Source organism: Roseibium sp. (assembly GCF_051016195.1).
Lineage (GTDB): Bacteria > Pseudomonadota > Alphaproteobacteria > Rhizobiales > Stappiaceae > Roseibium.
The window spans coordinates 4,624,843-4,651,038 of record NZ_CP134616.1; the positions used below are offsets into that span (position 1 = coordinate 4,624,843).

Here is a 26,196-nt window from a genome sequence, read left to right on the forward strand (position 1 = left end):
AAGCGCGCGCCGACTGGTGTAGAAGGCCGCCAAACCTGAAATTCAGATAGAATGGCATTCGATGGAAACCGTAGTCATCGTTATCCACCTTATGGTCGTGCTGGCCCTGGTGCTTGTTGTCCTCCTGCAGCGCTCTGAAGGCGGCGCGCTCGGTATCGGCGGCGGCGGCGGTGGCGGAGGCGGCCTCATGTCGAGCCGCGGCACTGCGAACGTACTGACACGGGCAACGGCTGTGCTTGCTGTCGCGTTTTTTGCAACATCGCTGACGCTTAGCCTCATCGCACAGAATGAAGAAGCGCCAAGTTCGATTCTCGACGCCGCACCTGCCGCGACTGACGGCACTCCTGGAACCACGGACGGTGCCCCCAGTGGCTCCGGCGGAATTCTCGATCAGCTGAGACCCCAGAGCGAACCTTCAGGTCCGCAGGTGCCGGCCGCACAATAAGGGCTTCGGCCACTTCCAAAGACATCTGCCCTGCGGCTTGGTTCGCAGGGCATTTTTATGTGTTAAGAACGCAACTCCCGAGTGGCCAAACGGCTCTCGGCAAGGATATGGTATTGGTCCATGGCGCGATATATTTTCATTACCGGCGGCGTGGTTTCCTCGCTTGGAAAAGGTCTTGCTTCAGCGGCTCTGGGTGCATTGCTCCAGGCGCGAGGCTACAAGGTGCGGCTTCGCAAACTCGACCCCTACCTGAATGTGGACCCGGGCACCATGAGCCCTTATCAGCATGGCGAATGCTTCGTCACGGACGACGGGGCTGAGACCGACCTCGACCTTGGTCACTACGAACGCTTCACCGGACGGCCTGCCAATCAGCAGGACAACATCACGACGGGCCGGATCTACCAGAACATCATCGCAAAGGAACGCCGGGGCGATTATCTCGGCGGCACGGTGCAGGTCATCCCGCATGTGACCGACGCGATCAAGAACTTCGTACTGGACGGAAACGACGGCTATGATTTCGTTCTGGTCGAGATCGGCGGCACCGTCGGCGATATCGAAGGGCTGCCGTTCTTCGAGGCGATCCGTCAGCTCGGCAACGATCTGCCGCGCGGAGACGTGGTTTATGTACACCTGACCCTGATGCCCTACATTCCGAGCGCGGGGGAAATGAAGACGAAGCCGACGCAGCACTCGGTCAAGGAACTGCGCTCGATCGGCATTCAGCCCGACATCCTGATGATTCGTTGTGACCGTCCTATTCCCGAGACAGAAAAACGGAAGCTCTCCCTCTTTTGCAACGTGCGCGAAAGCGCCGTCATCCCGGCCTATGACGTAAAGTCGATCTACGATGTGCCGATCGCCTATCATCAGGAAGGGCTTGATGACGAGGTCCTTGCTGCATTCGGGCTGAAGGGCGCGCCCGCACCGGTGCTTCAACGCTGGCAGGAAATCTCGCAGGCCGTGGCCAATCCCGAGGGAGAGGTCAAGATCGCGATCGTCGGCAAATACACGGTACTGAAGGACGCCTATAAATCGCTTATCGAAGCGCTGGTGCATGGTGGTATCGCGAACCGGGTGAAGGTCAACCTGGAATGGATCGAATCGGAAACCTTCGAGAAAGAGGATCCCAGTCCCTATCTGGAAGGCGTTCACGGCATACTCGTACCGGGTGGCTTCGGCGAACGCGGGGCAGAAGGAAAAATCGCGGCGGCAAGCTTTGCCCGAAACCGGAAAATACCTTATTTCGGCATCTGTTTCGGCATGCAGATGGCAGTGCTTGAGGCCGCGCGCAACATGGCCGGCATCACGGACGCCAATTCCACCGAGTTCGGGCCGACAAGTGAACCGGTTGTCGGACTGATGACGGAATGGACCAAGGGTAACGAAAAGGAAGTGCGCAACGAAGATGGCGACCTGGGCGGCACCATGCGGCTCGGTGCCTATCCTGCCACGTTTAAGCCGGGTTCGAAGATCGCCGAAATCTACGGCGAGACAAGCGTTTCTGAACGCCACCGGCACCGGTATGAGGTGAACATCGGTTACCGCAGCCAGTTGGAAGATTGCGGACTGATTTTCGCCGGGACATCTCCGGACGGCATCCTTCCCGAAACCGTGGAGATTGCGGACCATCCCTGGTTCATCGGCGTGCAGTATCACCCGGAACTGAAGTCACGCCCGTTCGAGCCGCATCCGCTGTTCGCGTCGTTCATCGGAGCGGCGCTGCAGCAGAGCCGCCTGGTCTAGGCCGGTTTGCCGGGAGGGGATGTCTTGCTCAGAGGTCTGGATCATATCGTCGTTGCGGTGAACGACCTGGCTGTGGCCGGCAAGGCGTATGAAGCGCTGGGGTTCACGGTTACACCCGAGAACCGACACCCCTGGGGAACAGCCAACCGGCTGATTCAGCTTGATGGGTTTTTCATTGAGTTGCTCAGCGTGGCGGAGCCAGATCTCATTACGGAAACGGTCGGCAGTCAGTTTTCCTTCGGAGCCTTCAATCGGACGTTTCTCGCCAAACGCGAGGGCGCGAGCATGCTGGTCATGGAAAGCCGGGATGCAAACTCCGACCGGCAAGATTTCGAAAGAGTGGGTCTCTCCCTTTTCGAACCGTTTTCGTTCGAACGCATCGCGCACCTGCCTGACGGGAAAACGGCAGAGGTTGCCTTCGACCTGACCATTCTCCGCGATCCCTTGAGTCCGGAGATAGGCTACTTCACCTGCCACAACAAGTTTCCGGAAAATTTCTGGAAGCCGGCGTTTCAGACGCATGACAACGGCGCACGGGAGATCAAGACGATCTACCTGATTGCCGAAGACCCGTCGGACCATCACGAGTTCCTGGGGGGCTTCACCGGTCAGCGGGAAATGCGCGCGACGAGCCTTGGTCTTGAAGTCGAAACGGCACGGGGCAGGGTTCGTGTTCTCAATCCGGCGGCGTATCGATCTCTCGTCGGCGAAAGCGCGGCCGATGCGATTCAGGGGGAGCTTCCGCAACTTGCGGCAATTGAGATCGGGACACGTAAGGCAGACAGAACAGGAGTGTTTCCTGCCTCCAGACTGCATGGTCTCACGGTGATCCTGTCGTCGCAAGACAGCTGACATGCTCCGCATTCCCAACGACCATTGGGAAAACAACCAAGGGCAATTGCGGATTGAAAACGCAGCGTCAGACGATCACCCGGTCTGACCCGTTCAATGAGAAAATTCGCTTGTTGAATCAATCAGTCCTTTTATAGTGAACTCCGATCAAGCGCGCGACCCAAAGGTCAGACAGCGGAGTTCCCGAATGCCATTTCAGCGTATCGCTTCCCGTCCCCGTCATCTTCTCTTTGCTGCTGCTGCACTGAGCCTGCTCGCAGCCTGCTCTGACGATTCGAAGCAGGCCGAAGCACCTGCGGCGCCACCACCTTCCGTTACTGTCGCGAAGGTGACCTCGCAGGATGTGCGCCAGAGCGAGTCGTTTGTTGGCCAGATCGCGGCAGTCGATCAGGTCGATCTCGTTGCCCGCGTGAGCGGTTTTCTGGAGGACAAGGCCGTTCCCGACGGGTCGTTCGTGAAGCAGGATGACCTCTTGTTCACGATCGAAAAGGCCGAGTACGAAGCGCAGCTAACGAAGGCAAAAGCGGATCTCGCCAGCGCAAAGGCGGACGCGGCGCTGAAAGCGGCCGATGAAAAACGGGACAAGGACCTTTTGGACAAGGGGCACGTTTCGGAAGCCGCCTATGAGGCGACGCTCGCGCAGAAACAACAGGCCGAGGCATCGGTTGAAGCTGCTCAGTCTTCTCTGCAGCAGGCTGAGCTCAACCTGAGTTACACCGACATTTCCGCACCGTTTCCGGGACAGATCGGCAAGAGCACATTCAGTGTCGGGGAACTCGTCGGGCCCAATACCAGTTCGCTTGCCAAGCTGATCAGGCTGGCACCGGTCTATGTCAACTTCTCGGTCAGCGAAGCGCAGTATCTGAATGCGGTGCAGACACACAATATCAGCCCCGCCGATCTGTCTCCCGACGAGGCGCCCTCCATCAGCCTCATGCTTCCGAACGGCGACAAATACGGCGAGACAGGGAAAATCGTCTATATCGACAATGAGATCGACGCCACCACAGGCACGATTTCCTTCCGCGGGCAATTCGAGAACAAGGACGTGCGTCTTCTTGCCGGAACCTATGTCACCGTTCTCCTGGAAGCTCCAAATACGGAAACCGCGCTCGTGGTTCCCCAGGCTGCGATCCAGCGGGACCAGCAGGGGTCATTTGCTCTCGCGATCACGTCGGACAAGAAGGTCGAGCAGAAATACGTCGAGCTTGGCCAGCAGATCGGGACGAATTTTGTCGTCACCAAGGGGCTGGCCGAGGGGGATGAAGTCATAACGGAAGGTCTGCAAAAAGTCCGACCGGGTGTCGAGGTCGACCCCGTCCTCGCGTCCCAGCCGGCGGAGCAGAGCTAAATGTTTTCTCGCTTTTTTATCTACCGGCCGAAATTCGCGCTGGTGATTTCCATTGTCATCACGATCGCAGGCATTCTCGGCTACGTGTCGCTGCCCGTTGAGCAGTTTCCGAACATTACGCCACCGGTGGTGAACGTTTCGGCGACCTATACAGGCGCGAATGCCGAGGTTCTGGAGGAAACGGTTGCGGCTCCGATCGAGGGGCAGGTCAACGGCGTCGACGACATGATCTACATGCAGTCGACCAGTAACGACAGCGGCAACTATTCGCTCAACGTGACCTTTGCGGTCGGAACGGACCCGGATATCGCGACGGTCAACACTCAAAACCGGGTGTCGCAGGCGACGAGCCAGTTGCCGAGCGAAGTGACCGCGAACGGGGTGACCGTTCAAAAAGCCAGCACCAACATGCTGCTGGTGATCACGCTTTATTCGCCCAACGGCACCTATGACCCGGTTTTTCTTTCGAACTATGCGTCCATCAACCTGAAGGATTCGCTTGCCCGCGTTCAGGGCGTCGGCCGTGCGGACGTGATGACGGATTTCGCCTATGGCATGCGCATCTGGCTGGACCCGGACAGGCTGACAAGTCTCGGTATGACGCCGACCGACTTCATCGCCGCTGTGCAGGACCAGAACATTCAGGTCGCCGCGGGCCAGATCGGTGCACCGCCGGTGCCGGACGGACAGCAGTTTCAGTATACGATCAAGGCAAAAGGCCGGCTCGCAACTCCGGAAGAGTTCGAGGACATCGTTCTTAGAACCGGCGAGGACGGAGCCATTGTGAAGATCGGGGACGTTGCCCGTGTCGAACTCGGCGCCCAGTTCTATAACGCCTCAGGTGAGTACAACGGGCAGCCGTCCACCGTTCTCGCGATCTATCAGGCTCCGGGTGCCAATGCGCTCCAGGTCTCCGAGAACGTGCTTGCGCGCCTAGAAAACCTGGCGCAGGCGTTTCCGGACGATGTCGCGTACGCGGTTCCCTTCAACACGACAGACTTCGTTCAGGCCTCTTTGGACGACGTGATCGCAACGCTGTTCCTAACGTTTCTGCTGGTTGTGTCGGTGGTGTTCATCTTCCTCGGGAACTGGCGCGCGACGATCATTCCGACCGTTGCCATCCCGGTTTCGCTGATCGGAACGTTCGGGGTGCTGCTTGCGCTCGGCATGTCGCTCAACACGATTTCCCTGTTTGCGCTGGTTCTGGCCATCGGTATCGTGGTCGATGACGCGATCGTTGTCGTGGAGAACGTGGAACGCATCATCGCGGAGGAGGGGCTTGCACCCAAGGAAGCCACCGCGAAGGCGATGGAGCAAATCACCAGCCCGGTCATCGCGACGACGCTGGTTCTGCTCGCCGTGTTCGTGCCGACGATCTTCATGCCCGGCATCACCGGACGTCTCTACTCACAGTTCGCCGTAACGATTTCCGTGTCGGTCGTCATCTCGTCGATCAACGCCCTGACGCTGTCTCCAGCACTGTGCGGTCTCATCCTGAAAGCACGCTCCGGCCCGCCAAAGGGCCTCATGGGTTTGTTCGATCGCGGCATCACCGGCGTGCGCGACGGCTACACAGCCATCATTCGCCGCCTCGTGCGCGTGGCTTTCGTCGGCCTGATCATTGTCGCTGGTGCAATTGCCGTGATCATGTCGCTCGGAAGCACATTGCCCCAGGGCTTTCTGCCGTCCGAGGACCAGGGCTACCTGATGGTGGACGTCCAACTGCCGGACGGTGCGGCGCTTGAACGGACCGAAACGGTTACGGAACGCGTGGTCGAACTGACCCAGGCTGTTCCGGGCGTTGAGAATGTCGTTATCGTGAACGGATATTCCATCCTGAACGGCGCGACCTCATCGAATGCTGCGCTTGTTATTGCGACGATGAGCAACTGGGAGGAACGGCAGGAACCGAACCTTCGCATCAATTCCATTCTCGCAAAGTTCTGGGCCGACTTCTCGACCATCCCGGGTGCCAATATCATTGCCTTCAACCCGCCGCCAATTCCCGGTCTCGGAACCACAGGCGGCGTTCAGATGATGATGCAGCAAACCGGTGGAGGCACCCCTCAGGACCTGGCGTCCGCGGTCGGATCGATGGTCTATTCGGCCAACCAGAGCCCTGAAATCGCCCGGGCCTATTCGACCTTCCGGGCGAATGTTCCGCAGGTGTTTGTCGACCTCGACAGGGAAAAGGCCAAGACCCTTGGGATCGGTGTCTCGGACGTCTTCACCACGCTGCAGGCCTATCTCGGTTCGTTCTACATCAACGACTTCAACATCTTCGGACGTGTCTACAAGGTCATGATCCAGGCCGACGGCCAGTACCGCGACAAGATCGAGGATATCGGCCGGCTCTATGTCCGCTCGCAGGACGGCACCATGGTGCCGCTGCGCAGTATCCTGACAACCGAAAATGTGCTCGGGCCGCAAATCCTAACCCGCTACAACATGTTCCGGGCCGCGGCCGTCATGGGCGATCCGGCTCCGGGTGCCTCCACGGGTGTTGTCATCAACGAAATGGAATCGGCAGCCGAAGAAGCCATGCCGCCGGGATATACCTATGAATGGACGGGTACGGCGCAGCAGCAGCAGGGTGCCAGCAACATCGTTCTCTTCATTTTGATGCTGTCGATCCTGTTCACTTATCTCTTCCTGGTGGCCCAGTACGAGAGCTGGTCCATGCCTGTTGCGATCCTGATGTCGGTCTCGTTTGCGATCATGGGTGCGCTCGTGGCGGTGTTTGTGACCGGCGGGGATGTCAATCTCTATACGCAGATCGGCATGATCATGCTTGTCGGCATGGGGGCGAAAAACGCCATCCTGATCGTGGAATTTGCAATGGAACAGCGTGACAGCGGAAAGTCGATCATGGACGCTGCGACAGAAGCGGCTCATCTGCGTTTCCGTGCGGTGATGATGACGGCGTTGTCATTCCTGCTCGGCGTTGTGCCGCTCATGACCGCGTCCAGCGCCGGTGCCGCCAGTCAGAAGGCCATCGGCTTTGCCGTATTCGGCGGAATGCTGTTTGCAACCGTGATCGGCGTCCTGATGATCCCAGTGCTTTATGTGTGCCTCCAATACATCCGCGAGAAAGCCAAAAAGATGTTCGGCGGTCAGGGGCATGTCAGCCGGAGCGCGGCGGCCGGATAGGCCAAATCGCAGCAACAAAAGACAGGCCGGTCGACTCGTGAGGTCCGACCGGCCTTTCGATTCTGATCCTGTCGCCGCATCAATCGGGGCGGATTTTGCCGGGGCATTCCGGCAATCCACACAGCCATCACCATCGTAGGTACCATCAGTCAGGCAAACAGATGGTGAGATCGTTGATCGAGGTTTACTACGACGGCAAATGCGGGCTCTGTTCGCGGGAGATCGGCTACTACAAGCGGCTGACTCCGAGATCAAGCATTGTCTGGAACGATATAGCGACCCATCCGGAGCTGTTGCAGGGCACCGGCATGAGCCAGTCGGAGGCGCTGCTCTATCTCCGTGTGCGCGATGCAGAGGGTGCGATCCAAACCGGCCTGGACGCCTTCCTGGTGATCTGGCGGCAGTTCAGAGGATGGCAGTTGCTTGCACGGCTGGCGGCGTTACCGGGGATTTATCGCGGCGTTTCTTTCGCCTACAAGCGATTTGCCGATCACCGTTTCAAACGGCATGCACACTGCCAGGCGAGCCTTCAGGCTTCGGTGTCGCCGGCAAGGTTCCGGGCTTAGACCGTCCGTTCAGCTTCCAAGCTGTTTTTCGATAGCGCTGATGATCTTCGAAGACGTCGGTTTGGTCGGTGTCGAAAACCAGGCAACGAGCGAACCGTCCGGCCCGATCAGATACTTGTGAAAGTTCCAATAGGGGCGGGCCGCCGGTCCCAGGGTTTCAGCTGCCCACTTGTAGAATGGATGGGCCAAGGTTCCCTTCACCTGCGTCTTTGCAGTCATCAGGTATTTCGCACCGTATTTGGCTTCGCAGAATCCGGCGATTTCGCTGTCGTTCAGGGGTTCCTGATTGCCGAAATCGTTTGATGGCACCGCGATCACGACCAGTCCGCGCGAATGATACCGTTCGTGGAGTTCCTGAAGTCCGGCAATCTGCTTGCTGAACCCGCATTTTGTTGCCGTATTGACGACGAGGACCGGCTTGCCAGAGAACTGATCGAGCGGCAGCGGACTTCCATCCGGCATCTCGAAGGAAAACTGCTGCGCGCCTTGCCTGGCCTGCCCGGCAGGTGATTGCGTCGCGCTTGCCGTCATGGCGACGGTCGCGCCCGCGACGAGGCTGAGAATGTTTCCGATCCGGGGCATAGTCACATCTCCAACTGGCTGTAGTCTTTACGCAAGATGGAGGTTGTTTGGTTCACACGTTTGCCGTCTGACGGACAGCCAGACTTTCTATGCGCCAGTGGCCGGGTCTACCGGGTCGAAAATCGTTTCTATTGCCTGAAACATTGTCTTGTAGACGCCGATTTCATCCTTGGCGAAGTCACCATGCGGGATGGCCTTCTTGGCTTCCTGAAGCAGATCCGAGCGGATGGCATCAAGGTCGACGCCGGTTTCCGCCGCACGCTTTTCAAGCTCTACATGAAGCCGCTTCGCAATGCCGGCATAGGCAACGATTGCTGTGACCATGTGAGTCGGTTCTTCCGGTATCGGGACTTTCATCCGCGTCAGTTTCCTCGTATCTGGCGATCCATTCCTGCGCAGTGCTGCGTGCATCCGAACAGCGCGATATTGTCAATATAGGTGATCGCAAGCCGATTACCGGAAGAAGTTTGAATGGGTAAGCGACGTGAAGGAGGCGGCACTGCCGCCGGACAGCATCGGACAAGGGAAACCGGCCGCTGCGTGCCGACCCGGCGATGCGTTTTTTAATGACGGTCAATGTTCAGAGATTTTTTGGTGAGCCGACAGGGGTTCGAACCCTGGACCTACTGATTAAAAGTCAGTTGCTCTACCAGCTGAGCTATCGGCTCCCAATGGCGAGGGGTGTAATGAAGTCCGTGGGTTAATGCAAGAGGCATTTTGCATCCTTTTTGCCGGTTGACAGTTTTTTTGCCGGCTTGCACTCCCGTGTTCGCTCTCTGGTCTGCGAAAGGCGGGTGAATGCCGCCTCGACAATAGCCGCGTGGTCGGTTCGTTTGCACCTGATGGCATTGAGATCATTGGTTTTCCAAATGATAAGCGCGGTCGTCTCAGCAGCACTGAATTGCGTGCTGATGAAGGTGTGTTCACCGGTCTCGCAGAGGTGGTGGTGCCGCTTCTTTGGCCCCGGAGATCCGCGTGACCTTTCGGAGGGTGAATCCAACCACTCTGCGGAGCATGTGTTGTTGGAACGTCGGTTTGGGATACGAACGACCTTACAGTCACCGGATACGGCGTCCGGCCGATGTGTTCCCGCGATACCCAGGAGGGAAGTATTGCGCTGGCTCGTCGAAATGCGGAGATTGCGCCCGTGTGAGGCTAGCGGCCGAAGGCAAATACCCGACCTACTCGGTTATTTTTGCGACAGATCACTTTATTGTCTTCTGCCTGATCGAATTCGACATGAACGATGATGGATGCATCGACAGTGTCACCGTACTGTTCGATGACGTGGACAACATCCACAACTCTGAGGCAGGAATTGCGGAAATCGGTCCTTCCGTGAACCTGAAACTCTTCCGGCAACAGCATTATACCGTCACCGATCCGCGGGCACATATCCAACTCACATCTGAATATGGCTTCATCGGTGTTCGTTCTGAATTCGTACATCATGAAAGGTGCTCACTTTAGTTTGCGCCCGGGCAATGGTTCGGCATCCGGACCAGTGTCACGAAAAACCAGTGTCTGGTTGCCGCTCCACGTTGCAGGGAACCTCGCAGGCAACATTTCTTTGCGGCCCGGGAACGACAAAGGTATTTTGCAATATTGAGGAGGCACCATCGGGCGGCGTGGAAGCGAGGTCGCTTTCAGTGAGCACCGAGAGCACGCTACGGGGGGCGTTGACACATTTGAAGTCGGCCGGGTTATCGCGCATTGCGAGAGTTTCCTTCGCTGTATGGTCTCGCAACGGTAGGACAGGGAAGGGAGCCAGCGTTAGTCAGTTAGCGCAGGCTCGCGTTCTCGGGGAGCACTCGCCATCGGCAAAGCGTTTCGAGCGATTTCCGAGTCGCCGTATTGGAGGTCCACAACCCCGCGCTAAGGTCGCATACAAGGCGAAATTTATGTGATCTTCCGGCGATTGGCGTCAGGCGGAACACTTGGAGAGATCACGGCATTCCGGATCGACTTGAATGTCCCGTCTCCCAAAGCCGGTTGCGCGACCAGTCGAGCTGCCTTATCTCAATTTGTTTGCGAGGTGTTGCGGTGATTCAGTGAGCGGTTGCCGCCTTAGCGACGAGCAAGTTTGCCGACAGTCAGTTCTTCTCTGCAGGCAAAATTCACTTTTCAACAGCGCGGTGAAAAAGAAAATATGCCGATGGGTCATATATATAAACAACGAGAAAATTCGCCATGAAATTACATCCATGAGTATTAATTGCTAAATAACAATACCAACTGGTAAACTAATTACAGGATGCGCAAATATAGTGATTTAACGTTTGTGAGATATGTTCACATTCAAGAAGATAAAGAATATTCTACTGCAAAAACTGTCAGGTGGCGCAATATAGATTTGTGTTGTACCTTGGAGCGTCATCAGGAGGTCGCATGCGTACGACGACAATAGATACTCATACAAACTCCGTCGAGTTTGATTTTGTGAAAGGGCACATCGCTGCGACGATGACTCTTATCCATGCGCTCATTGATCAGGGTGTTATCGATCGTGAGCAGCTCGATGCTTTTTTTGCTTCTTTTATTGGAGAATTGCCACACAACCGCGAGACACTTGGTCTGCGTCTGATTCTGGACCAGTGGCGTCAGGGCCTGAAAGAGGGCGAGCCGGAAGAAGAGCTGAAGGGCATGATTTTCGAAGTCATCAGCGGGGGACAGTCCACATAGGTTTCCGTGCCGGCGGCCGGGCAGGGCCGTTTCATCCTCCGGGTGACGCAAACGGAACGGGCGCTCAGGCGCCTTTTTTGATTCCCGCCCGATGCTGATTGCCTGCGCGCCGCAGCTCGCGCTTGTGCTGGTCAAAATCAGGCGGCTTTGATATTTCTGGTCGGGAGTGTGTACGTGGTCTACGGGACGTCAGGTGTCTGTTCCATGCGATTGTCCGTTTTTTGCAAATCTGATGACAGTTTCCCTTCGGGAAATTTCACAGGTCTGCACCGTTTCCTGCTGACTGCTTTGCTTCTGCTGACAGGTGTATTGCAGGCGATGTCTGTCAGCGCATCAGAACAGAGTTTTATCACCATCGGAACGGCCGGCGTCACGGGGGTCTACTACCCTTCCGGGAGCGCCGCCTGCAGGCTCGTCAACCAGCAGAGAGCCGAACACGGCGTTCGCTGTTCCGTTGAGGCGACGCTTGGTTCCATTTCCAATATCAATCAGATCCGCTCAGGAGAACTCGATTTCGGTTTCGCGCAATCGGACTGGCAGCATCATGCCTTTCTTGGAACATCCGTCTTTGAGGAGGCAGGGCCTTTTGATGAGCTTCGGTCGGTCTTTGCTTTGCATGCGGAAGTGGCAACGATTGTCGTAAAAGCTTCGTCGGGTTTCCGGTCTTTCAACGACCTCAAGGGTGCCAGGATCAACATAGGCAGCAAGGGATCGGGATCAGAAGCTTCTTGGAACACCCTTGTTTCCAGCCTGGGATGGACCGGCGCGGACCGAAAGGGCTTTTCGAACCGAAGCAGTTCCGAACTGGCCGAAGCCTTGTGCAACGACGAGATTGATGCCTATTTCCAGCTGATCGGTCACCCCGCCGCCTTGATCGAAGAAACCATGGAACAATGCGGCATTCGTCTGATTGGCGTTGGCAGCGAAGATGTTGCAGCGTTCTTGAAGGAACAGCCTTACTACAGGCCGACTTCGATACCTGCGGGTTTGTATCGGCAGGATGCGCCGACACGTTCGTTTGGAGTTCTGGCCACCGTGGTGACTTCGGCCGCGATGCCGGATGATATCGTCGAAGCCCTTGTCGCTGCCGTACATGAGAATTTTGATGACTTCGCAACGCTGCACCCGGCACTTGGAACGCTCAGCCGTAAAGACATGGTCGCCGAGGGCGTGTCGGTCCCGCTCCACCCCGGGGCCATGAAATACTTCGTGGATCGCGGGATGCTGTCTTCAGGCGACGAAAGCCAAGCGAAGTAATCGCCCGCTCTCCAAAAGGTGACACGCAATTGTCTTGGAGTTTGGTGATTCCGGGGCTAAATCAATGCTCCAAATTCCCGCCGGTCTATACCGGAATGAAACTGAGCGAGACCGGAAAAACAGATGATCCTCCAAGAAACGTCGATACTTATTGCGGTTCTGGCCGGAGTTGTATCCTTTCTTTCCCCTTGCGTGCTGCCCCTTGTACCGCCTTATCTCGGTTACATGGCCGGCGTTTCGCTGGAAGAACTGGCCGACGAAGAGGAAGACAACCGCGCGGCCGCACGAAGAGTGTTTCTCACGTCGCTTGTGTTCGTGCTGGGCTTCTCGACCGTGTTCGTCATGCTCGGAGCCACCGCCAGTCTCCTGGGGCAAATCATCCGGCAATACCTCGACTTTCTCGGCTATATTGCAGGTGCGGTCATCATCGTCATGGGACTGCATTTTCTTGGCGTTTTCCGGATCGGGCTTCTTTACCGAGAAGCGCGGTTCCAGGTCACGCGCAAACCCGCAGGGCCGCTTGGCGCCTACGTGATGGGGCTCGCGTTCGGTTTCGGATGGACCCCTTGTATCGGTCCCGTTCTGGCCGGCATTCTGACCTTTGCAGCCGCGAAGGATACGGTCGGACAGGGCGTGATGCTGCTGACGGCCTATGCTGTGGGACTGGGTATACCGTTCCTGATCGCGTCCCTGTTCGCCGGCCCGTTCCTCCACTTCATGAAACGGTTTCGCAAGCACATGGGTGCTGTCGAGAAGACAATGGGGGGGATGCTGGTGGTTACCGGTGTCCTGTTCCTGACCGGTCAGATGGCCGTTTTCTCCTACTGGCTGCTGGAGACCTTCCCGGCCTTTCAGACGATCGGCTAGCGGATTCGGGTTGTCCTGGCCGTGTCCGGCAAGGCCACGGCTTTCAAGCTGCGCTGTTGGTTCAACCACAAAACAAGTTCTTATTGCTGCGGTGAGAACGCGTTGTCCCTGAACTCGGCGGCGGTGACAAGTGGGTCACCCGCATAAAGCGCGGGCCGGCACAACTCGGTGACGTCGAGCAGATGCACACAGGCGACGGACGCGTCCGCCGCATTGGCAAAGGGACCGATCATCAGTGCAATTCCGCCTTCGTCCGTCTGCCTTTCCATCAGGAGCGGACGGAGGTCGCGCATACGCTCCTCGTTCTGCTCCTTGAAATCCGCCCAGGCTTTGGCCGCTCCAGCCCGGGAGCGATAGTGTCCGATGACGGCTCCGAAGTCGCTCCGCCTGATCTGGCCGTCGCTTCCCGTTCCCCGGATCTGACCGGAGGGAGCGGAGGGACTGATGATCCTGGGAGCCAATCCCGTCCGCGTTGGTGTGCTGTCGAATGTCTGCGGGTCCGTTGCCGTTGTATCCGGGATCGACGCCGTGGTGATGGTGGAGGTGTCCCCGGGAGTGGGCGATACGATCCTGACCGGGTCGGGATCGCCGTTTTCCGGAGCGGGCATTGTCTTCGGCGGCGGCAGTTCGCCGATATTCGCGGGCTGCAGTCGGAATTCGGTTTTCTTTGCGGTGGGCTCAATTTCCTGTTGAGCTGGCGTTCCTGTGCCGGCGGCCTCCGTCTGCGTTCCAATCTGCGGTTTTGCCATCGCTTCGCCTGGCGCCGGTTTTCCGGCCGAGCCTGCGTCGGGGTCGTTCATGACAATCTTTCCGGGCTGCGGTGCCACGGGTGGTGCATCCAGCGTCTTTGTCCGTGCAGACAAAGCGAGTTTCGCCAGAGCGACTTCCTGCTCCAGGGCTGCGATCCGGCTGGAATAAATCAGGTTTTGCTCCGTCAGGCCCGTCAGACGGCGGCGCAGGCCCACCACTTCCTGCTGCAGAACCTCAATCTGGCTTTGCTGCAGGTTCTGTCCGCCTTCGGTTCCGCTGAGCGGCGAAGGAACGGTTGCGATTGCAACCGGGGTCCCACGATTGATCGACGCCGTCGTTTCGACTGTCGAACCGGCAGCCAGCGGGATGCCGGAGGGGAGTGTCCGGCTGTCCGGGAATGGTGCAAACGGGCGGCTGGCGAACTGATAGGATGCAAGCCCGATGGTTCCCATGAAAACAGCCGCGAACGCCCAGGACAGGATCCCGACACGGGACGGCGTAAGCGTCTCCCGAACGATGTCTCTGGTCGTTTTTGGAGCCTGGGTTTCAAGCAAGGCGTCTGTTCCGGGTCCTGTTCGCGAATCTGCGCGATGATACTGTATCAGGCGCTCATTATGGTTAATGAAAACAAAACAGGAATGGTGTGGACTTCACATCTTTCAATGTTCTGTGGATCGGGGCATATAAGAGCCCGCGCGTTCGCCCATAGTCCGGAAATCTGAGTTGGATTTTGAATGTCCGATCGTACTTGTCTTTCAATTGTTCTCGCCGCAGGTCTTGGAACCCGCATGAAATCGGATTTGCCGAAGGTCCTCCACGAGGTTGGCGGTCTGGCAATGGTCGGTCACGTTCTCAAGGCGCTCGACAGCGCCGGCTCGGACCGTGTTTCGGTCGTTACCGGCCCGGATATGCCGGCTCTTTCCGATCTCGTTGCCAAACTGATGCCGTCCGCGCTGTGTCATGTTCAGACGGAAAGACTGGGTACGGCTCATGCGGCGCTCGCGGCCAGAGAAGCGCTGCATCGGCACGCGGATGACGTTCTGGTTCTGTTTGGCGACACGCCGCTCGTGACGGCGGAGACCGTACTCAAAGTACGGAACGCGCTCAGGGAAGGAAGCGACCTCGTCGTTCTTGGGTTCGAGACCGAAAACCCGTTCGGATATGGACGCCTGCTTACGGAAAACGGCAATCTCCTTGCGATCCGCGAAGAAAAGGACGCCTCGGACGAAGAACGAATGGTCACGTTCTGCAACTCGGGGATCATGGGCTTTTCGGGCAAACATGCGCTCTCGCTGATGGAGGAAATCGGCAACGGGAATGTCAAAGGCGAATACTACCTTACCGATGCCGTGGAAATTGCAAACCGGCGCGGTCTAAAGGTCTCCGCGGTCTCGGGCTCGGAAGTGGAAACGCAGGGAATCAATACGCGCGCCCAGCTTGCGTCGTGCGAACAGGATTTCCAGAACCGCATGCGCCGCGCCGCGATGGACGAAGGCTGCACGCTTCTCGCCCCGCAAACCGTGTTTTTTTCCCATGACACGCAACTCGAACAAGGTGTGACCGTTGAACAAAATGTGGTTTTCGCGCGCGGTGTCAGGGTTGCCTCGGGCGCGACCATTCGCGCATTCAGCCATCTCGAAGGAGCGGACGTCGCGAGCGGCTGTATTGTGGGTCCCTATGCGCGTTTGCGGCCCGGCACGATTCTGAAGCAAGGGTCCAAGATCGGGAACTTCGTCGAGACGAAAAACGTGACATTCGGAGCTGGCGCAAAAGCAAATCACCTAAGCTATATCGGTGATGCAAACGTGGGCTCAACGAGCAATATCGGGGCCGGCACGATCACCTGCAATTATGATGGGTTTCTCAAGCACAGGACGGAAATCGGCGTGGGCAGTTTCGTCGGGTCCAATTCGACGCTGGTTGCTCCGGTTGTGCTGGGTGAAGGGGCATTTGTCTCTGCCGGAAGCGTCATCACGGAGGATGTCCCGTCGGATGCAATGGCCTTCGGTAGGGCGCGTCAGGACATCAAGAGCGGCCGTGCCAAGTCTTTGAGGGAGCGGCTGAAAGCCGAGAAGGATGGGAAGGTGAAGTCTTCGACCTGACATGTGTCCTGACATTTTCTGAAACACGTATTGATTTCAAATATTGGCACACCGTCGTCTAAAGCAGAGTGGCTTTTCTAAATTTTGATAGGGGTTTTTCATGTGCGGTATTGTTGGCGTTCTGGGGAAAATTGAAGCTGCTCCACGCATAGTCGATTCTTTGAAACGCCTGGAATACCGCGGCTACGATTCCGCCGGTGTTGCCACCCTGGTCGACGGAGCACTTGTGCGCCGCAGGGCGGAGGGCAAACTGCGCAACCTCGAAGCTGCGCTTGATGCAACGCCCCTGGCAGGTTCGTCCGGCATCGGCCACACCAGATGGGCAACGCATGGCGCGCCGACCGTTTCCAACGCTCATCCGCACCAGGCCGGGTCTGTTGCAATTGTCCACAATGGCATTATCGAGAATTACCTGGAGCTGCGCGACGAGGTGATTTCCAACGGTGCGATTCTGTCCACCGAAACCGATACCGAGGTGGTGGCGCATCTGATTGACGCAGCGATGGCGAACGGGATGTCTCCCCGCGACGCGGTCGCCGAAACCCTGCCGCGCCTCAAGGGTGCGTTTGCCCTCGCCATGCTTTTTGGAGGCGAAAACGATCTCATGATTGGTGCGCGCAAAGGATCACCCCTGGCCATCGGTCACGGCGAAGGCGAGATGTTTCTTGGCTCCGATGCCATCGCGCTGTCGCCATTTACCGACCGGATTACCTATCTGGACGAGGGTGACTGGGCAGTGCTGACCCGGTCCGGTGCGCAGGTCTTTGATCTGAACAATGATCCGGTGGAGCGCCCCGAGGCACGATCCTCCGTCACGTCGAGCCTCATGGAGAAGGGCAACTACAAGCATTTCATGGCCAAGGAGATCCATGAGCAGCCGGAGGTGCTTGGTCACACCCTGTCGCGCTACTTCGATTACACCAGCAACACGGCCAATGTGCCCGGTGCGGACAGGCTCGGGTTCAAGGATTTGTCCAGGCTGATCATTTCGGCGTGCGGCACAGCCTACCTTGCCGGTCTCGTTTCGAAATACTGGTTCGAAAAATACGCGCGGCTTCCGGTTGAAATCGATATTGCAAGTGAATTCCGCTACCGCGAAACGCCTGTGAGTGACAAGGATGCTGCCCTGTTCATTTCACAGTCGGGCGAAACGGCGGATACGCTGGCATCACTCAGATATTGCAGGGAAAACGGTGCGGCGATCGGCGCGGTCGTGAATGTGCCTGAAAGCACCATTGCGCGCGAAGCCGACATGGTTTTTGCGACGATTGCCGGACCGGAGATCGGCGTGGCGTCAACCAAGGCCTTCACCTGTCAGCTTGCCGTTCTTGCCGCCCTTGCGATCCAGGCGGGACGGGAGCGCGGATATCTTTCGGCCGAAAGCGAAAAAGCTCTTGTCGGAGAGTTGACCGAAGTCCCGAGCCTGGCTCTGAAGGCGCTTGCGGGAGAAGCCGAGATCGAAAAATTGTCGCAGCCGCTTTCCAAGGCCGACAATGCTCTTTATCTCGGTCGCTCGACAAATTTCCCGCTTGCGCTTGAAGGGGCGTTGAAGCTCAAGGAACTGTCCTACATTCATGCCGAAGGCTACGCCGCAGGTGAACTGAAACATGGCCCGATTGCACTGATCGACGAAAACATGCCGGTATTTGTGATTGCACCTTATGACGCAATCTATGAGAAAACGGTCTCGAACATGCAGGAAGTCGCCGCGCGCGGCGGCAGGATCGTCCTGATCACGGATGCCAAGGGCGCGCAGGAGAGCGGCGGGGCTGCCGAAAACACAGTAATCATGCCAGACATGTCCGACATTGTTGCGCCCATCATATACGCGTTGCCGGTGCAACTGATTGCGTATCACACCGCGGTATTCATGGGAACGGATGTCGATCAGCCGCGCAATCTGGCCAAATCGGTAACGGTGGAATGAACCGATGACGGATGAGGCTGCACCGGTCATCGCTCCATTTGAAGAACGCCATCGGCCGAACGTCATCGCGCTCTGGCAGGCGTGCGGGCTTACGCGGGCATGGAACGACCCGGACAAGGACATTGACCGCAAGCTGAGCGACCCCCAGGGCGGCTTTTTCGTCCTGTTGCTCGGTGAGAAGGTGATTGGCTCCGTTATGGCAGGCTATGACGGGCATCGCGGCGCGATCTATTATCTCAGCATCGACCCTGAGCATCAGTCTGCCGGGTTGGGACGGCGGCTTATGGAGCATTGCGAAGACTTTCTGATTGGGCTTGGCTGCCCCAAGATCAATCTCTTCGTTCGTCAGGGCAACGAGGCCGTCATGAAGTTTTATGACGAACTCGGGTACGCTCCGGAAAAAGCGGTCGCGCTCGGAAGGAGACTTATTCCCGACGATTGACTGCGGCGCTCAAGATTCTGTCTTCGGTCCCGATGGACGGCTGACGACATAGGTTGCGCATCCGAGAATAATCACGGCAATGCCTGCAGCCAGCCAGGGGGCGGGAGCGGTCGACCAGTAAAAGAAACTGTACCCGACTGCCATGCCCGTAATTGCGATCGCCTTGGCCTTTACGGGAATGGCACCATGCTCTCGCCATGCGATCACAGGTGGACCGACAATGGGGTGGTTCAGGATCTTTGCTTCAAGCGCGGGTGAAGACCGCGCGAAACATCCGGCAGCCAGGATGAAAAAGATCGTGCTCGGCAAGATCGGCAGAAACGCGCCGATGATGCCCAGACCGACACATCCAGTTCCCAGAAGTTTGAATGTGAAACGTCGCAATCCTGCCTCCGCAATCGGCAATTTTAGGGTATATCGCCGAAAAATTAATCGAGCGAAGTATACCGCACTGCGATAAAGATAATTATGTAGTGTGGATCACACTGTAAGACGAGCACTCAACAGGATTCCGGTCGTTTTCACTTATGAGCCGCAACAAGCATAGATCAGAAGACATGTCGATCAAAGGTCACAGGCCGGGTGCGGCAACGCGCCTTCGCAACTATTTCCTGACCGGACTGGTCATCACCGGGCCGATCGGCATTACGCTCTGGCTTACCTGGACTTTCATCAAGTGGGTGGACGGCTGGGTCAAGCCGTTTGTGCCGAAAATCTACAATCCGGAGACATATCTGCCGTTCTCCGTTCCCGGATTCGGACTGATCGTCGCGATATTCGTGTTGACGATCGTCGGATTTCTGGCTGCCAATTTCCTCGGTCGCAGCCTGATTTCGGCGGGCGAGGGAATCGTCGGCCGCATGCCGCTTGTACGCAATGTTTACAGTGGCTTGAAGCAAATCTTTGAGACTGTTCTTGATGAGCGCGGCAACAGCTTCACCAAGGCCGCGCTAATCGAATACCCGCGCAAGGGCCTGTGGGCGATCGTGTTCATCTCGACCGAGACAAAGGGCGAGGTTGCGGAACGGCTGAGGCAGAAGGCAAGTACGGTTTCGGTGTTCCTTCCGACGACACCGAACCCGACATCCGGGTTCCTGCTGTTTGTTCCCAAAGAGGACATCGTCGAGTTGTCCATGGGGGTCGAAGACGCCGCGAAGCTCGTCATTTCGGCAGGTCTCGTCAGTCCGGAGCTCCCCGAAATTCTCGAGGATGTGATCGCCGAGCCGGAAAAGCTGGAGCGTATCCGAAAACGTGAGGATGCCTGATCAGCCGGCCCTCAGCAATCTGATTGCCGCATCCCTGCCGAAGAGATAAAGCAGGCACCTGAGTGCCTGGCCCCGATCTGAGTTCAGCTCCGGATCCGTCTCAAGAATGAGTTTCGCATCATCCCGCGCCACTTCCATGAGGTCTGCATGCTCGTCTGCTCGCGCGATGCGGAAACCGGGGGTGCCGGACTGTCGGGTTCCGAGAATTTCTCCGCCGCCACGTAATTTCAGGTCTTCTTCCGCGATCAGGAAACCGTCGTTGGTCTCGCGCATGATGTTGAGGCGCGCGCCAGCTGTCTCGCCCAGCGGCCCCTTGTAGAGCAGGACACAGGAAGACGGCTTGTCGCCCCGGCCGACACGTCCGCGGAGCTGATGCAACTGCGCGAGGCCGAACCGTTCCGCATGTTCAATGACAATGATGGTCGCGTCTGGAACGTCGACACCGACTTCGATCACGGTCGTGGCGACAAGAACCTTCGTGTCGCCGTTCTTGAAGGCGGACATGGCGGCATCCTTCTCGTCTGCTTTCATGCGGCCATGGACCAGCGATACAGGCTGGCGCAAGGCGTGCTGAAGAACGCGGTGCCGGTCTTCCACCGCGGCGAGATCGATCTTTTCCGATTCCTCAACCAGTGGACAGACCCAGTAAACCTTCTGCCCATCCGCAACGGCCGCACCGACGCGGGCGATGATCTCGTCCAGACGGTCGAGCGAGACGGATACCGTCTTGATCGGTTTGCGGCCGGCAGGCTTATCGGTGAGGCGGGAAACGTCCATGTCCCCGAAACAGGTCAGGACGAGCGTGCGCGGGATCGGTGTCGCCGTCATGACCAGAACATCGACACCCTGGCCCTTGCCCGACAGGGCGAGCCTCTGGTGGACGCCGAAGCGATGCTGCTCGTCGACGACAACCATGCCCAGATTCCTGAACGTCACCGAGCCCTGAAAAAGTGCATGGGTTCCGACGACAAGGTCGATTTCGCCTGCATCCAGCTTTTCCTGCAGCAAGCGCCGCTCCTTCTGGCTGTCTTTGCCGGTCATCAGGGCAAGGCGGATACCGGTCACGTCGCACAGCGGGGCCATGGAGGCGTAATGCTGACGCGCGAGAATTTCAGTCGGGGCCATGAGGCCGCCTTGCGCGCCGGTTTCGATCACCTGCGCCAGTGCTGCAAGCGCTACCACCGTCTTGCCCGAACCGACATCACCCTGCAGAAGGCGCAGCATGCGGGTCGGTTCGGCAAGGTCCTGGTTTATTTCACTTATGGCGTTTGACTGGCTGCCGGTCAGTTGGAAGGGCAGGGCGTCAATGACGGCCTTCTGCAATTTTCCTTCCGGTTTACGGGAAACGCCGCCGAGTGTGCGCATGTTGGCCCGGACCATTGCCAGCGCGAGCTGGCTGGCCAGCAGTTCGTCATAGGCGAGGCGCTGCATATAGGGCGACTGAGGCTCGATATCCTGGCGCTCTTTCGGCAGGTGCAGCGTCTGCAGTGCGTCGCAAAAGTCCGGCCAGCCGTTCTGCTGGAGATGCGGCTGGTTCAACCATTCCGGCAGCTTTGGAACCCGTTCGATCGCCGCGCGCATGGCCTTTTGCAGTGTCTTGGAGGCGAGGCCTGCCGTCAGTGGATAGACCGGCTCAATTGCCGGCATTTGGGCCGCTTCCTCCGGTTTGAGCGAATAGTCCGGATGAACCATTTGCGGACGGTCGTTGAACCACTCGACCTTGCCCGATACGATCCGCCGCTCGCCTTCAGGAAAGGTCTTCTCCAGCCAGTCCCGTCTTGGATGGAAAAACACGAAGCTGATCTGCCCGGTGTCGTCATAGGCGGGGATCTTGTAGGGTGCTTTCGAATGTCTCGGCGGCGCCTGGTGGCGGCCAATCGTGACATCCAGGGTGACAATGTCCCCGTTTTCCGAATAGGCGATCCCGGGTCTGTGCCGCCGGTCGATGAGGTTGTGCGGAATGTGGAACAGCAGGTCCGAGACCGTTGCATCCCTGTCCGGCTGACCGCCCACGAGCCCGGAAACGAGCTTGGCGATCTTGGGTCCTATGCCCGGCAGTGTCGAGACAGGGGCAAACAGGGGATCGAGAACCGGCGGGCGCATCTTGGGTGAAGAAACCTCTGCCTTGAGGCATTCGCTTGATTGAATTCTTTGACAGTTTTGCCACGAAGCGGAGGATCGGTGCAACAGGAGGAACAATGTGAGAACAAATTAGTGCTTCGGCAAGCGAGAAAGCGCTGACAATCCTGTTCGGCAGCGTTATATAACCGTCACGCATTCATATTGGGCCTGCACCGTGTCGAGACGTTCCGTCTCCGGTCTCCGCAGGCCCGTTTCCAGATAGGCCACTCATGTCAGATCCGACCGGCAGCACCAGCGACACTTCCGAAACCGGGCGCGACCCGCGACGCAAGCGAATCCTGTTTCGCTGCTGGCATCGCGGCATGAAGGAAATGGATCTTTTGCTGGGCGGGTTTGCAAATGCGGAAATCGACCGGCTCTTGGAAGAAGAACTCCTGGAACTGGAGCATCTTCTGACCGCGCATGACCAGGATCTCTATGCCTGGATGACGGGGAGAAAGCCTTTGCCCCCCGAATGGGATGGGCCGCTCTACCGCCGGATCATTGCCTATCACGAGTCTGCCGGTCCAGCCGGTTTCGTCAGTTAAGACAGGAAGAATTGCCGTGTTTGACAGCCTGCTGAACGACCAGGCCAATGTAACGCTGGCCGGTGTGCCCGATGGCGCGGAAAGCTACGCACTTGCCAGGCTGCTTGCTGAGGGCAACACCGATGGCCTTGCGCTTGTTTTCGTGGCGCGTGATGCAACCCGCATGGCAATGGTCAGCGAAGCACTTGCATTTTTCGAACCTGACGTCGACATCCTGCAGCTGCCCGCCTGGGACTGCCTGCCTTACGATCGCGTCTCGCCAAATCCTTCGATCAGCGCAAGGCGGCTCCTGGCGCTCGGGCAGTTGGCCCGCGGGCTTCCCGAAGGCCGGAAAACTGTCTTGATGACGACGCTCAACGCTGCCGTTCAGCGAATGCCGGAACGCGGTTTCATGGCGGAACAGACGTTTTCGATGGCGCCGGGAAATCAGGTCGATATGACCGCTATTTCCAACTGGATGGAAATGAACGGGTTTTCGCGCACGCCGACGGTTCGGGAAACCGGCGAGTACGCCGTGCGTGGCGGTATCATTGATCTTTTTGCACCTGGCTCCGAGGAACCTGTCAGGTTGGACTTTTTCGGCGACACGCTCGAATCCATCCGCTCATTCAATGCCGAAACCCAACGGACGTCGAAGCAGCTGAAACGCCTGGACCTGGTGCCGATGAGCGAAGTCGTCTTGTCGGAAGAAGCAATATCGCGGTTTCGCCGGTCCTACCTGGCGATGTTCGGGGCAACCAGCCGAGAAGACGTCCTTTATCAATCGATCAGTGATGGCCGGCGTTATGCCGGTATGGAACACTGGCTGCCTCTGTTCCATGAACGGCTCGAAACGCTGTTCGACTATATCGGCGGTACACCGATTGTGCTGGACGCGAACGCGGCCGACGCTGTCCGGGAACGGCTGGAACAGATCAGCGAGCACTTCACCGCGCGCCAGGACGCAAGGGAGATGGGCACGAGCGCCGGGACGGTACCCTACATGCCGGTCGAGCCGGGCAAACTCTATTTTTCGGAGAGCGAGTGGACTGCCACCATAGCCGACCGGGCAAGCGCCACGCTCGATCCGTTTACACCTCCGCCTGGAACCGGAAAGACAGTCATTGAACTGGGAGGCAAACAGGGGCGCAGTTTTGCAGCGGAACGCACCGCCGGTGACGTCAATATTTTTGATGCCCTGACAACGCATGTGCGCGAGCTTCAATCTTCGGGTAAACGAACGGTCATCGCCTGCTGGTCCGACGGGTCCCGGGACCGTCTCGGCCAGATCCTGGGCGATCACGGCCTTGGCGCCGTGCAGGAAGTCGGAACGCTCAAGGAAACAGCCCAGCTCCCCGCCAAGACGACTGCATTGTGCGTGCTTGGTATCGAACACGGCTTTGAGCTGAAGGATATTGCCTTTGTCGGCGAGCAGGACATTCTCGGCGACCGGCTTGTGCGCAAGTCCCGGCGCAAGTCCAAGGGTGCCAACGTCATCACCGAGGCAACCGGGCTTTCCGAAGGCGATCTTGTTGTTCACGTTGAGCATGGTATCGGCCGGTTCATCGGACTGAAAACCATTGAGGCGGTTGGTGCACCGCATGATTGCCTGGAGCTGCAATATGCGGGCGGAGACAAGCTTTACCTGCCGGTGGAAAATATCGAGCTGCTGTCGCGCTACGGGTCGGAGGACCAGGAAGCGCAGCTGGACAAGTTGGGCGGCGGAGCATGGCAGGCGCGCAAGGCGAAACTCAAGAAACGTATCCTTGAGATCGCGGACGGCCTGATCAAGACCGCCGCCGAAAGGGCATTGAAAACCGCGCCCGTTGTTGAGACACCGGAAGGGGTCTACGACGAGTTCGCGACCCGGTTCCCGTATGAAGAAACCGACGACCAGATGACGGCGATCGACGCGGTCTTTGACGATCTGTCCTCGGGCCGACCGATGGATCGCCTGATCTGCGGTGACGTTGGCTTCGGCAAGACGGAAGTCGCGCTGCGCGCGGCTTTCATTGCCGCCATGTCGGGCCGCCAGGTGGCGGTCGTGGTGCCGACCACCTTGCTGGCGCGCCAGCACTACAAGACTTTTTCCGAGCGATTTCATGGCCTGCCGATCAATGTCGGCCATGCGTCCAGGCTCGTTCCTGCAAAACAGCTGACCCTGACCAAGAAGGGTATCGCCGACGGCTCTGTCGACATCGTCGTCGGAACCCACGCGCTTCTAGGAAAGTCAATCACGTTCCGTGACCTCGGACTTCTGATCATCGACGAAGAGCAGCACTTCGGGGTCAAACACAAGGAACGCCTTAAGGAGCTGAAGTCAGACGTCCACGTCATGACCCTGTCGGCAACACCCATTCCACGTACGCTGCAGTTGGCGCTGACCGGTGTGCGCGAGTTGTCGCTGATCGCGACGCCACCCGTCGACAGGCTGGCCGTTCGCACCTTCGTTTCTCCGTTCGATCCTCTGGTGGTTCGCGAAGCGCTCCTTCGCGAACACTACCGTGGCGGACAGAGCTTTTATGTCTGTCCGAGACTCTCGGACATTGCAGAGCGGCTGGCGTTTCTGGAAGAACAGGTGCCGGAATTGAAGGTTGCCGTTGCGCACGGGCAAATGCCACCGGGTGAACTCGAGGACGTGATGAACGCGTTCTACGAGGGCAAGTACAATGTTCTCCTGTCCACCACGATCGTGGAATCGGGTCTCGACATTCCAACGGCCAACACTCTGATCGTTCATCGCTCCGACATGTTCGGGCTTGCCCAGCTTTACCAGTTGCGCGGGCGCGTTGGCAGATCGAAAACGCGTGCCTATGCTCTTTTCACCGTGTCGGCGAACAAGACGCTGACCGCGACCGCTGAGCGGCGTCTAAAAGTACTGCAGTCGCTCGAAACGCTCGGAGCAGGCTTTCAGCTTGCCAGCCACGATCTGGACATCCGAGGGGCAGGGAACCTGCTCGGAGAGGAACAGTCCGGTCACATCAAGGAAGTCGGTTTCGAGCTCTATCAGCAAATGCTGGAAGAGGCGGTTGCGCAACTCAAGGATGGCGGCGCGGATTTCGGCGAAGAGCAGTGGTCGCCGCAGATCAATATCGGAACGCCGGTGCTCATCCCGGAGGAATACGTTGCGGACCTGCAACTTCGTCTCCAGCTCTACCGGCGGCTCGGCGACGTTGCCGAGGCCGAGGAGATCGACGCATTCGGTGCGGAACTGATCGATCGGTTCGGGCCTTTGCCGGAGGAAGTCCAGCACCTTCTGAAGATCGTCTATATCAAGGGGCTGTGCCGCAAGGCGAACGTGGAGAAGGTCGACGCCGGACCGAAAGGGATGGTCATCGGGTTTCGCAACAGCGAGTTTGCCAATCCTGCTGGTCTTGTGTCCTACATTGCAGAGCAGGGCGTGCTTGCCAAGATCCGTCCTGACCAGCGCGTCGTGCTTTCAAGAGATTGGGAAAAGACCGACTCGCGCCTCAAGGGCACCGCGACGATCCTTACGAAACTGGCAAAGCTGGCTGCTGCATAAAGAGAGTCTACTAGAATTTCCGGTCCAAATAGGCATTA

The 26,196-nt window shown here is 58.0% G+C and carries 21 protein-coding genes and 1 tRNA gene; 16 read left to right on the forward strand and 6 right to left on the reverse strand.

Annotated features, from left to right (window positions below):
* The first annotated feature begins 61 nt into the window (after window positions 1-61).
* The 6 genes from secG (at window position 62) to RDA78_RS21145 (ending at window position 8,113) form a co-directional block, all read left to right on the forward strand.
* Window positions 62-445 (forward strand): preprotein translocase subunit SecG, encoded by a 384-nt coding sequence (secG, locus tag RDA78_RS21120; protein ID WP_434051754.1) that lies wholly within the window; start codon window positions 62-64, stop codon window positions 443-445.
* 120 nt (window positions 446-565) lie between these two features.
* Window positions 566-2,194 (forward strand): CTP synthase, encoded by a 1,629-nt coding sequence (locus RDA78_RS21125; protein WP_434051755.1) that lies wholly within the window; start codon window positions 566-568, stop codon window positions 2,192-2,194.
* Between the two features lie 24 nt (window positions 2,195-2,218).
* Entirely contained in the window at window positions 2,219-3,046 is an 828-nt protein-coding gene (locus tag RDA78_RS21130; protein ID WP_434051756.1) for a VOC family protein, read from the forward strand.
* Window positions 3,047-3,233: 187 nt separating this feature from the next.
* Window positions 3,234-4,397, forward strand: a complete 1,164-nt coding sequence (locus tag RDA78_RS21135; RefSeq protein ID WP_434051757.1) for an efflux RND transporter periplasmic adaptor subunit — start codon at window positions 3,234-3,236, stop codon at window positions 4,395-4,397.
* On the forward strand, window positions 4,398-7,547 hold the full coding sequence (locus tag RDA78_RS21140; protein WP_434051758.1) for an efflux RND transporter permease subunit: 3,150 nt from the start codon (window positions 4,398-4,400) through the stop codon (window positions 7,545-7,547).
* A 161-nt stretch (window positions 7,548-7,708) separates the two neighbouring features.
* A complete protein-coding gene (locus tag RDA78_RS21145; RefSeq protein ID WP_434051759.1) occupies window positions 7,709-8,113 on the forward strand; it encodes a thiol-disulfide oxidoreductase DCC family protein in 405 nt (134 codons plus the stop codon).
* Window positions 8,114-8,122: 9 nt separating this feature from the next.
* Here RDA78_RS21145 and RDA78_RS21150 read toward each other — a convergent pair whose 3' ends face one another.
* From RDA78_RS21150 to RDA78_RS21160, 3 genes are all read right to left on the reverse strand, one after another.
* Window positions 8,123-8,695, reverse strand: a complete 573-nt coding sequence (locus tag RDA78_RS21150; protein ID WP_434051760.1) for a glutathione peroxidase — start codon at window positions 8,693-8,695, stop codon at window positions 8,123-8,125.
* 87 nt (window positions 8,696-8,782) lie between these two features.
* Entirely contained in the window at window positions 8,783-9,052 is a 270-nt protein-coding gene (locus RDA78_RS21155) for a hypothetical protein (RefSeq protein WP_434051761.1), read from the reverse strand.
* A gap of 235 nt (window positions 9,053-9,287) precedes the next feature.
* Window positions 9,288-9,363, reverse strand: a tRNA-Lys gene (locus tag RDA78_RS21160).
* Window positions 9,364-9,844: 481 nt separating this feature from the next.
* Between RDA78_RS21160 and RDA78_RS21165 the strand changes: the two genes are divergently transcribed.
* The 4 genes from RDA78_RS21165 (at window position 9,845) to RDA78_RS21180 (ending at window position 13,501) form a co-directional block, all read left to right on the forward strand.
* Window positions 9,845-10,165: a hypothetical protein gene (locus RDA78_RS21165; RefSeq protein WP_434051762.1), complete on the forward strand. Its 321-nt coding sequence runs from the start codon at window positions 9,845-9,847 to the stop codon at window positions 10,163-10,165.
* 918 nt (window positions 10,166-11,083) lie between these two features.
* On the forward strand, window positions 11,084-11,377 hold the full coding sequence (locus tag RDA78_RS21170; RefSeq protein WP_434051763.1) for a hypothetical protein: 294 nt from the start codon (window positions 11,084-11,086) through the stop codon (window positions 11,375-11,377).
* A gap of 318 nt (window positions 11,378-11,695) precedes the next feature.
* A complete protein-coding gene (locus tag RDA78_RS21175) occupies window positions 11,696-12,634 on the forward strand; it encodes a TAXI family TRAP transporter solute-binding subunit (protein ID WP_434051764.1) in 939 nt (312 codons plus the stop codon).
* A 123-nt stretch (window positions 12,635-12,757) separates the two neighbouring features.
* Window positions 12,758-13,501 (forward strand): cytochrome c biogenesis CcdA family protein, encoded by a 744-nt coding sequence (locus tag RDA78_RS21180; RefSeq protein WP_434051765.1) that lies wholly within the window; start codon window positions 12,758-12,760, stop codon window positions 13,499-13,501.
* An 80-nt stretch (window positions 13,502-13,581) separates the two neighbouring features.
* On the opposite strand, the gene RDA78_RS21185 is transcribed toward RDA78_RS21180, so the two are convergent.
* Complete coding sequence (locus RDA78_RS21185; RefSeq protein WP_434051766.1) at window positions 13,582-14,805, reverse strand: hypothetical protein; 1,224 nt, start codon at window positions 14,803-14,805, stop codon at window positions 13,582-13,584.
* Window positions 14,806-14,985: 180 nt separating this feature from the next.
* Between RDA78_RS21185 and glmU the strand changes: the two genes are divergently transcribed.
* The 3 genes from glmU (at window position 14,986) to RDA78_RS21200 (ending at window position 18,722) form a co-directional block, all read left to right on the forward strand.
* Complete coding sequence (gene glmU, locus RDA78_RS21190; RefSeq protein ID WP_434051767.1) at window positions 14,986-16,353, forward strand: bifunctional UDP-N-acetylglucosamine diphosphorylase/glucosamine-1-phosphate N-acetyltransferase GlmU; 1,368 nt, start codon at window positions 14,986-14,988, stop codon at window positions 16,351-16,353.
* A 100-nt stretch (window positions 16,354-16,453) separates the two neighbouring features.
* Window positions 16,454-18,280, forward strand: a complete 1,827-nt coding sequence (gene glmS, locus RDA78_RS21195; RefSeq protein ID WP_434051768.1) for a glutamine--fructose-6-phosphate transaminase (isomerizing) — start codon at window positions 16,454-16,456, stop codon at window positions 18,278-18,280.
* Between the two features lie 4 nt (window positions 18,281-18,284).
* Window positions 18,285-18,722 (forward strand): GNAT family acetyltransferase, encoded by a 438-nt coding sequence (locus tag RDA78_RS21200; protein WP_434051769.1) that lies wholly within the window; start codon window positions 18,285-18,287, stop codon window positions 18,720-18,722.
* Window positions 18,723-18,731: 9 nt separating this feature from the next.
* Here the strand turns inward: RDA78_RS21200 and RDA78_RS21205 are convergent, their stop codons facing one another.
* Complete coding sequence (locus tag RDA78_RS21205) at window positions 18,732-19,106, reverse strand: YbaN family protein (protein WP_434051770.1); 375 nt, start codon at window positions 19,104-19,106, stop codon at window positions 18,732-18,734.
* 173 nt (window positions 19,107-19,279) lie between these two features.
* Here RDA78_RS21205 and RDA78_RS21210 point away from each other — a divergent pair, with 173 nt between their 5' ends.
* Window positions 19,280-19,987 (forward strand): DUF502 domain-containing protein, encoded by a 708-nt coding sequence (locus RDA78_RS21210; RefSeq protein ID WP_434051771.1) that lies wholly within the window; start codon window positions 19,280-19,282, stop codon window positions 19,985-19,987.
* On the opposite strand, the gene recG is transcribed toward RDA78_RS21210, so the two are convergent.
* Window positions 19,988-22,090: an ATP-dependent DNA helicase RecG gene (gene recG, locus RDA78_RS21215; RefSeq protein WP_434051772.1), complete on the reverse strand. Its 2,103-nt coding sequence runs from the start codon at window positions 22,088-22,090 to the stop codon at window positions 19,988-19,990.
* A gap of 248 nt (window positions 22,091-22,338) precedes the next feature.
* Here recG and RDA78_RS21220 point away from each other — a divergent pair, with 248 nt between their 5' ends.
* Window positions 22,339-22,656 carry a succinate dehydrogenase assembly factor 2 gene (locus tag RDA78_RS21220; protein ID WP_434051773.1) on the forward strand — a complete coding sequence of 106 codons (318 nt, stop codon included), beginning with the start codon at window positions 22,339-22,341 and terminating at the stop codon, window positions 22,654-22,656.
* A complete protein-coding gene (mfd, locus tag RDA78_RS21225) occupies window positions 22,628-26,158 on the forward strand; it encodes a transcription-repair coupling factor (RefSeq protein ID WP_434056180.1) in 3,531 nt (1,176 codons plus the stop codon). The genes RDA78_RS21220 and mfd overlap by 29 nt, the downstream gene beginning before the upstream one ends.
* Window positions 26,159-26,196 lie beyond the last annotated feature (38 nt).

Excerpts from the sequence above, each read along its gene's own strand:
- secG (WP_434051754.1), top strand. The coding sequence starts at position 62 with ATGGAAACCGTAGTCATCGTTATCCACCTTATGGTCGTGCTGGCCCTG.
- RDA78_RS21170 (WP_434051763.1), top strand. The coding sequence starts at position 11,084 with ATGCGTACGACGACAATAGATACTCATACAAACTCCGTCGAGTTTGAT.
- RDA78_RS21125 (WP_434051755.1), top strand. The coding sequence starts at position 566 with ATGGCGCGATATATTTTCATTACCGGCGGCGTGGTTTCCTCGCTTGGA.
- RDA78_RS21145 (WP_434051759.1), top strand. The coding sequence starts at position 7,709 with ATGGTGAGATCGTTGATCGAGGTTTACTACGACGGCAAATGCGGGCTC.
- glmU (WP_434051767.1), top strand. The coding sequence starts at position 14,986 with ATGTCCGATCGTACTTGTCTTTCAATTGTTCTCGCCGCAGGTCTTGGA.
- glmS (WP_434051768.1), top strand. The coding sequence starts at position 16,454 with ATGTGCGGTATTGTTGGCGTTCTGGGGAAAATTGAAGCTGCTCCACGC.
- RDA78_RS21155 (WP_434051761.1), bottom strand. The coding sequence starts at position 9,052 with ATGAAAGTCCCGATACCGGAAGAACCGACTCACATGGTCACAGCAATC.
- RDA78_RS21200 (WP_434051769.1), top strand. The coding sequence starts at position 18,285 with ATGACGGATGAGGCTGCACCGGTCATCGCTCCATTTGAAGAACGCCAT.
- RDA78_RS21175 (WP_434051764.1), top strand. The coding sequence starts at position 11,696 with ATGTCTGTCAGCGCATCAGAACAGAGTTTTATCACCATCGGAACGGCC.
- recG (WP_434051772.1), bottom strand. The coding sequence starts at position 22,090 with ATGCGCCCGCCGGTTCTCGATCCCCTGTTTGCCCCTGTCTCGACACTG.
- RDA78_RS21180 (WP_434051765.1), top strand. The coding sequence starts at position 12,758 with ATGATCCTCCAAGAAACGTCGATACTTATTGCGGTTCTGGCCGGAGTT.
- RDA78_RS21140 (WP_434051758.1), top strand. The coding sequence starts at position 4,398 with ATGTTTTCTCGCTTTTTTATCTACCGGCCGAAATTCGCGCTGGTGATT.
- RDA78_RS21135 (WP_434051757.1), top strand. The coding sequence starts at position 3,234 with ATGCCATTTCAGCGTATCGCTTCCCGTCCCCGTCATCTTCTCTTTGCT.
- RDA78_RS21210 (WP_434051771.1), top strand. The coding sequence starts at position 19,280 with ATGTCGATCAAAGGTCACAGGCCGGGTGCGGCAACGCGCCTTCGCAAC.
- RDA78_RS21150 (WP_434051760.1), bottom strand. The coding sequence starts at position 8,695 with ATGCCCCGGATCGGAAACATTCTCAGCCTCGTCGCGGGCGCGACCGTC.
- RDA78_RS21220 (WP_434051773.1), top strand. The coding sequence starts at position 22,339 with ATGTCAGATCCGACCGGCAGCACCAGCGACACTTCCGAAACCGGGCGC.